The sequence below is a fragment of the Photobacterium sp. OFAV2-7 genome, from assembly GCF_022347985.1.
GTDB lineage: Bacteria > Pseudomonadota > Gammaproteobacteria > Enterobacterales > Vibrionaceae > Photobacterium.
Genome location: NZ_JAKRFQ010000297.1, coordinates 1 through 5,477, shown reverse-complemented (window position 1 = coordinate 5,477; position 5,477 = coordinate 1). Strand labels below are relative to the sequence as shown.

At 45.5% G+C, this 5,477-nt stretch carries 4 protein-coding genes and 1 tRNA gene; 2 read left to right on the top strand and 3 right to left on the bottom strand.

Annotation, left to right across the window (positions count from 1 at the left end; all coding sequences use genetic code 11):
• Positions 1-5: 5 nt before the first annotated feature.
• Positions 6-90 (top strand) — tRNA-Tyr (locus MHN01_RS15110).
• A 177-nt stretch (positions 91-267) separates the two neighbouring features.
• On the top strand, positions 268-1,998 hold the full coding sequence (locus tag MHN01_RS15105; protein WP_239412105.1) for a response regulator: 1,731 nt from the start codon (positions 268-270) through the stop codon (positions 1,996-1,998).
• A 23-nt stretch (positions 1,999-2,021) separates the two neighbouring features.
• Here MHN01_RS15105 and MHN01_RS15100 read toward each other — a convergent pair whose 3' ends face one another.
• The 3 genes from MHN01_RS15100 to MHN01_RS15090 form a co-directional block, all read right to left on the bottom strand.
• Positions 2,022-2,984, bottom strand: a complete 963-nt coding sequence (locus MHN01_RS15100) for a glutathione S-transferase family protein (RefSeq protein WP_239412104.1) — start codon at positions 2,982-2,984, stop codon at positions 2,022-2,024.
• Positions 2,985-3,142: 158 nt separating this feature from the next.
• Complete coding sequence (locus tag MHN01_RS15095) at positions 3,143-4,222, bottom strand: alanine/ornithine racemase family PLP-dependent enzyme (RefSeq protein ID WP_239412103.1); 1,080 nt, start codon at positions 4,220-4,222, stop codon at positions 3,143-3,145.
• Between the two features lie 227 nt (positions 4,223-4,449).
• Positions 4,450-5,364: a LysR family transcriptional regulator gene (locus MHN01_RS15090; protein ID WP_239412102.1), complete on the bottom strand. Its 915-nt coding sequence runs from the start codon at positions 5,362-5,364 to the stop codon at positions 4,450-4,452.
• Positions 5,365-5,477: the final 113 nt, after the last annotated feature.

Sequence of the window (5,477 nt, the reverse complement as noted above, 5' to 3'; positions counted from 1 at the left end):
CCCGTGGAGGGGTTCCCGAGTGGCCAAAGGGATCAGACTGTAAATCTGACGGCTCCGCCTTCGATGGTTCGAATCCATCTCCCTCCACCATCATTTATAAGCCAGTTGCGCAAGCAGCTGGCTTTTTTTGTGCTGTTTTTTTTGTTCTTACTAACTCAAAAAAAGACTACCATTTAAGAAGAATCTCTTTTTTGAGACAAAGCCGATCCTGCAAATCACGCTAGAGTAAAACCAAGTGCATATTTGATGCTAACGCAGGGGTATGTTATGGCCCAGTTCCAGAGCAGCAACTCTCAATCAATTGATATTGATTTCAGTAAGTTAAGAGTACTGATCATTGATGATCAGCGTACAGCTGCGGCCATGTTAAAAAGCCTGCTGAACAACCTTGGGCTTCGCAATATCGACATCTCGCTCACTCATCAACATGCTATCGAAAGCTGTAAAAAGCATCATTACGACCTACTGCTAACCGACTACCACCTTGATGCCACCCTCAACGGCTTTGAACTGCTTTGTCTGCTGAGAAAACGCAAATATATCTCAGCTGATTGCGGCATCATCATGATCTCTGGCGATGCTTCTACCGAGGTGATTCTGACCTCGATGGCTGTCGAGCCTGACAGTTTTATGACCAAGCCTGTTACTCTGTCAGGGCTCAAGAAAAAACTGACGGAAGTGCGCACTGCCTGTATCGAGCGCAAACCGATTTACGAGGCGCTGGAAGTACATGGGATCACTAAGGCTATCGAGCTGTGCAAAAAGCAGCTGAGAGAGCAAGGACATAACCATCGAACTGAAGCTTTATTGCTGGATTTGCTGATTGAATCCGGGCAATGGGAAAAAGCCGAACGAATTACCTATATTCTGAAAAAAGAAAACCCCACCCATCAGATTTCCCTGATAGAAGCTCGCCTTCTGCACCATAAGGGCATGCTGAGCGATGCTATTGCGTTACTTGAGCAGCTTATCAAACGCTCTCCGCTTATCATGGATGCCTATGACTGCCTGTCTCATTACCAGGAAGAGAACCAACGCTATTACGAAGCGCTCACAACAGCCGAAACAGCCTTGAGCTTCACCCCGAGCATCAGTCACCGGGCACTGAGAGTTGCACAACTGGCCGCAGACCTGAATAAAGCAGAGAACCTTGTTAGCGCAGGAAAGACACTTGCCTCGCGACTGCCTATTATTGATATCGGCTGGATCATTCGCTTTGCCGAATTTACCGCAATTTTTGAACAGCTTTACTTTGCTCAATCGTCAAATAAAAGCCGCAGGCTTCTTCGGCAGGATCTGAAAGCGATCCACCATCGTGCCCATTCAAGGTTGCTGCCTATTCAGCAACCTTTTCTGGACTGCTTTGGTCATATTACTCTTGCCAGACTCTACCTGGCTCAAGAGAAGCCCCTCAAGGCCAAGCGGCGGCTTATGCTCGGTTTGTCGACCTACTTCGACTCTATAACCAAGCTGCCCTCGGTGATTCTGGCCGATGTACTGCCCGCCTTGATTCACCTTGGCGAAACGAAGCTGATAGGCGAGATAAACCGAGCCCTGAAACTACGCGATCAGTTTGATGGCCATAGCCAAAACCGCCTTGACGCTCTGAGAAGCAATGAAGCACTGATACAATCAATTAGAAATCTCGAAAGCACCCTCGCCCATTGCTATCAGTTATTTGATATTCATCAGGCAGACCAGGCCCTGCTCCTCTACGAGCAAATTCTCATTGATTACCCCTACTGCAGTGAAGCACACATAGGACGGTTGCAGTGTCTGTATCTTCTGAAGCAATTTGACGAGGACAAGATTCGGCAGAGCCTGCAATCAGTTTCTGCCATGCCATTACCGGATGATCTAGCACAATGGCGCGATAATGTGCTGAGTCTGATGAGTGAACCGCAACACCCCCCTCGCCAGATACGGCTTGCACTGGCCTACAGAAAGAGAGTCAGCCATTACCTACCCGCCAGTATCCAAACGCCACTAGCCAGCTAGTCCGGCACGAGAGTACGAAGGAATTACAGTCGATCGCGGCCGTGAGGAGATACTAAGTCCAGCTCAGGCCCTTTCGGCACAATGCCAGTCGGATTGATCATGGTATGACTGAAATAGTAATGGCGCTTGATGTGGTGAAAATCGACCGTTTCTGCCACCTCTGAATATTGATATAGCTCCTTGAGATAACCTTGAATATTCGGGTAATCAGCAATCCGCTTGAGGTTACACTTAAAGTGCCCCACATACACAGCATCAAAACGCACCAAAGTTGTAAACAGACGCCAGTCTGCTTCTGACAATGTATCACCGGCAAGGTAGCGTCTCTCAGCCAGGTGATTTTCAACTTTATCTAGCGCTGCAAACAACTCTTCGAACGCAACATCATAAGCTTCTTGCGTAGTCGCAAATCCACAGCGATACACACCGTTGTTGATGGTTGGGTAGATATATTCATTCCATTTGTCGATGTCAGCACGCAGCGCCTGCGGATAATAATCGTCAGTGTTGCCAGTGATATAGTTGAATGCCGAATTAAACATCCGAATGATTTCAGAAGACTCATTGCTGACAATGGTCTGGGTTTGTTTGTCCCATAAAACAGGAACCGTGACCCGGCCCGTGTAATCCGGCTTGGCTTTGGTATAGAGCTGGTGCATATGCTGAAAACCATAGAGCGGCTCGGGCTCACTGAATACCCAGCCTTGCTCGCCCATATCCGGACTCACCACCGTGACGTCAATATGTGCTTCCAATCCTTTGAGATGACGGAAAATCAAAGTTCGGTGCGCCCAGGGACATGCTAGCGAAACATAAAGATGATAGCGTCCTGATTCGGCCTTGAAGCCTTGCTGGCCTTCCGGCCCCTCGCTGCCATCAGCCGTTAGCCAATGGCGAAAGCCTGCATCTTCACGAACAAACTCACCGTCACTTGATTTGGTGTCATACCAGACATCTTGCCACACACCGTTTACTAACTTACCCATCTCAGCCCCCAGATTTCAATAAATACCTTTCGTTCTGGCTATAGAGTATAAGTGCTTCCTGACTTCAGGTCGGTATCAGGGGGTTGATGATGTTGTTCGAAGTTTCTGAATAGGCCGTTACCGCAAGCTATGCATTGAGACCGGCGACCTGATAATGGCTAACACCAGTATTGCTTGGAAACCGCCTTTGAAGCCATGCATTGCAGTACACCCTGGTATGACAGGTGAAAGTGGAGTGGCTCACCTATTTGATAGCTAGTGTTAGCATCAGTGATATCAAGAATTAACACCTTATCCGTAGCCCCGATAATCATAATGCCATCATCAGCAGGCGTTAGCTGTCGGATATCGACATCTCGCTTCCCGATAGCACACAGGGCTCTTAACCTGAGTCCGCGATCATTGAACTGCAGCTCGTGGGTGGGCTGCTCTGCATGAATAGAGTACATGTAAACAGAAGACTTTTCTTTTATCTCAACGATTTCTGCCTCAAGACTGATTGCGGACTGGGGCATATCAGGGATGAAGGTCGTATTTAAACCGAGCCCCATGATTAAAGCACTCCCCATACGTAGCTGGGTCAGGTTGGGCGAGCTGTTTTTTTCAGGCATTCTGAGTACAACGCCTGCAATGTCGGCCCCCAACAAGCTCTCTGCACTATGGCTGCCAGCCTTGTCAACAGAGCTGATCGAATGGGCCGAATAGTCGGTTGCGTAACCCGTTCCCGCCGCGCCCCCTTCATAGTCTTCATAGCACGCCAACTGGCTGCAGATTCCACCAAACGTCAGGCCCGGTAGCCTCAACACTTGCTCGACCAATATTTCCGTACCGAAACCATTAGCCGGAGTATCAGGCAAACTGTCGAAGTTATGGATAAGAATAACCTCATGAGTCTTGTTGGCCGCGACAGCCGCTCTCGACAATGCTTCAAGTACTACGCCGTTGGTGTGCAGAGAAATATCTGCATACTCAACAACATCCTCAACATCCGACAACAACACTCTTCGTAGCAACATTTTCCGTAAAGGAAGATCGGCGATCTTCATCAGGTTTTGCAGCTGTGTATCGCCAATCGTTTGGATACCGCCTAGTATCATCGCACGTGCGATCGACTCCGTACCTGCTATTAGCTTGGAAATCCCAACAGGAATAACTCCTTTATCGCAGCAAAGACGTCCCAATATCCGGGCATTATCTTCAATTACACGAAGGTCGAACGATAAAGAAGGGTGTTGCATAGGTGGAGCCTCAAAATAACCACATCGAAGATGGGCGTAGTTATATCTATTTAGCTCCAATATAAAATAGCTATTTTATTATATTTACTTGGCTTATTAATAAAGTAAGGAAAAGAGGCCCAACCAAGACATTACTATTATATATATCTTATTAAAAGTTCAACCAGTTTAATATTATTACCACAAACCATTAAGCCAACAATAACACTTGTTAATACTAATGTTAATTAACTGTCGGTATTCACACCATGAGCCTCTTTGATAGCAGAGACCAAAGCTTTCGCTGCACAAGACAAGTCTTGCTGATCATTCATCGTCAAATAAAAATTCGGCTTATATTCCAACTCGGCAGTGATAGGTATTTTTACCATTTTCTGACGTTCTAGCCATATTTGAGCATAATGCTCTGGAAGATAACCAATGAAATATCCCGAGAGAATCATATGTGCTGTTGCTTCCATGTTCGTCGTTTTCGATTTATACGCCTGCTCTTTAATATGATTCAACGGTGTTACTGGGTGAGCCAGGCCACGGTCAACAACAGGGTGTGCTAGGATATCATCGGCAGTCACTGTTCGCCCCAAACTCAGGATTGGATGCGAAGGTGTGCAATATAAGTACTGTTGCTCATTAAAAATATATATATACTTCAGGCCACTTTTGAACACTTCTGGTGATGTAATACCAACGTCAAACTTACTGTCTAACAAGTTTGATTCAATCATTGCCGTATCAAATATATGGGTATTGATATTTACTTTTGAATATTTTTTACAAAACTTGCTGAGCGCAGTCTGAATGTGGCAATGATTATTTGTGGCCAGGTTATCCGTTAAACCTATCTGGATATTTCCACTCGACACATTACGTATATCATTAATTTCTTCTTGAAAATCATTGACATGTTCAAATAACTTCTTGCTGCTTTCATACACCTTCAAGCCATCAGCCGTTAAATTAAACCCTCCTCTTCCACGTTGGCATAGCGTCATTCCCAACCGCGTTTCTAAATCACTCATTTTTTTACTTATGCTAGATTGGTGCATATTTAATTGATATTGAGCTGCAGAAAAACCACCACTATCGGCTATTGCCAAAAACAGCTTTAGCAACCGAATATCGATATCATCTATTGGCTTCATTATTGTTAGGCTTGATAAATAGATGAATAAAAATTATCACAGCTGTAAATATATTAAAAGTAAGATCTTACTTGTCTCAAAACATTTAGTTTCATCTATTTCCCCAATATTAC

What these genes read in the sequence shown, in the direction of transcription:
- MHN01_RS15105 (WP_239412105.1), top strand. Translation starts at nt 268, where the DNA reads ATGGCCCAGTTCCAGAGCAGCAACTCTCAATCAATTGATATTGATTTC.
- MHN01_RS15100 (WP_239412104.1), bottom strand. Translation starts at nt 2,984, where the DNA reads ATGGGTAAGTTAGTAAACGGTGTGTGGCAAGATGTCTGGTATGACACC.
- MHN01_RS15095 (WP_239412103.1), bottom strand. Translation starts at nt 4,222, where the DNA reads ATGCAACACCCTTCTTTATCGTTCGACCTTCGTGTAATTGAAGATAAT.
- MHN01_RS15090 (WP_239412102.1), bottom strand. Translation starts at nt 5,364, where the DNA reads ATGAAGCCAATAGATGATATCGATATTCGGTTGCTAAAGCTGTTTTTG.